General features: G+C 62.3%; 2 protein-coding genes and 1 pseudogene. All 3 read left to right on the top strand.

Annotation, left to right across the window (positions count from 1 at the left end; all coding sequences use genetic code 11):
* Window positions 1-117: pseudogene (locus EN925_RS36455) on the top strand (molybdate ABC transporter permease subunit); the annotation flags it as partial.
* A complete protein-coding gene (cysW, locus tag EN925_RS36450; protein ID WP_013530874.1) occupies window positions 110-994 on the top strand; it encodes a sulfate ABC transporter permease subunit CysW in 885 nt (294 codons plus the stop codon). The pseudogene EN925_RS36455 and the gene cysW, both read left to right, overlap by 8 nt.
* Window positions 995-1,007: 13 nt before the next feature.
* On the top strand, window positions 1,008-1,253 hold a 246-nt coding region (locus tag EN925_RS36445; RefSeq protein ID WP_128337397.1), incomplete at its 3' end, for an ATP-binding cassette domain-containing protein.

The raw sequence follows: 1,253 nt of genomic DNA, 5'->3' as shown, positions 1-1,253 counted from the left end.
GAGGAATACAATTACCCGGCGGCAACCGCGATTGCGGCGATCATGCTCGCCCTGTCATTCATCATGCTTTTGGTCGTCAATCTCGCACAGTCGTGGAGCCGCAAGCGCTATGGCTGATCCGGAGATCAAATCCTACGAACCGCACCATGAAAGCCAGTCGGCGGCGGTCACGGAAAGCCGCCCGGCGCGTCTGGCCCTGATGGCCGTCGCCTTTGCCTTCCTCGGCATTTTCCTGCTCTTGCCGCTGATCATCGTCTTCAACGAAGCCTTCGCCAAGGGCATCGGTGCCTACACCGAAGCGCTCGGCAATCCCGACACACGCTCGGCGATCCGGCTGACGCTGCTGGTCGCCGCGATCTCGGTACCGCTCAACATTGTGTTCGGCATCTCCGCCGCCTGGGCGATCGCCAAGTTCGAGTTCAAGGGCAAGGCCTTCCTGACCACGCTGATCGACCTTCCCTTCTCGGTCTCCCCGGTCATATCGGGCCTCGTCTATGTGCTTCTGTTCGGCGCCCAGGGGCTGCTCGGCACCTGGCTGAAAGCGCATGGCATCGTCATCCTGTTTGCCGTGCCGGGCATCGTGCTGGCCACAATCTTCGTCACCTTCCCCTTCGTCGCCCGCGAGTTGATCCCGCTGATGCAGGAGCAAGGCAATGGCGACGAGGAGGCAGCGCTTTCGCTTGGCGCCAATGGCTGGCAGACCTTCTGGTACGTGACCTTGCCCAACGTCAAATGGGGGCTGCTCTACGGCGTGCTCCTGTGCAATGCGCGCGCCATGGGCGAGTTCGGCGCGGTCTCGGTGGTGTCGGGCCATATACGCGGCCTGACCAACACCATGCCGCTGCATGTCGAAATCCTCTATAACGAGTACAACGCCGTCGGCGCCTTCGCCGTCGCTTCATTGCTTGCGGGCCTGGCGCTCGTCACGCTGGTCTTGAAAACACTTCTCGAGATGCGCTACGGCGCCGAGATCGCCGCGACGCGCGGACACTGACAGAGGGATTTGCATGGAAGTTCGCGTTGCCAACGTGCGCAAGGAGTTTGACCGGTTTCCGGCCCTCCACGACGTGTCGCTCGATATCAAGTCGGGCGAACTGATCGCGTTGCTGGGGCCGTCCGGCTCCGGCAAGACGACGCTGCTCAGGCTGATCGCCGGACTGGAGCGGCCGACGCGCGGAAACATCTTCTTCGGCGACGAGGACGCCTCGCACAAGTCGATCCAGGATCGCAATGTCGGCTTTGTCTTCCAGCAC

It is taken from the genome of Mesorhizobium sp. M7A.F.Ca.US.006.04.2.1, from assembly GCF_004022915.1.
Classification (GTDB): Bacteria; Pseudomonadota; Alphaproteobacteria; order Rhizobiales; family Rhizobiaceae; genus Mesorhizobium; species Mesorhizobium ciceri.
The sequence above is the reverse complement of the archived record's forward strand: the minus strand, read 5'-3'. Positions and strand labels throughout refer to the sequence as shown.

Excerpts from the sequence above, each read along its gene's own strand:
- cysW (WP_013530874.1), top strand. The coding sequence starts at position 110 with ATGGCTGATCCGGAGATCAAATCCTACGAACCGCACCATGAAAGCCAG.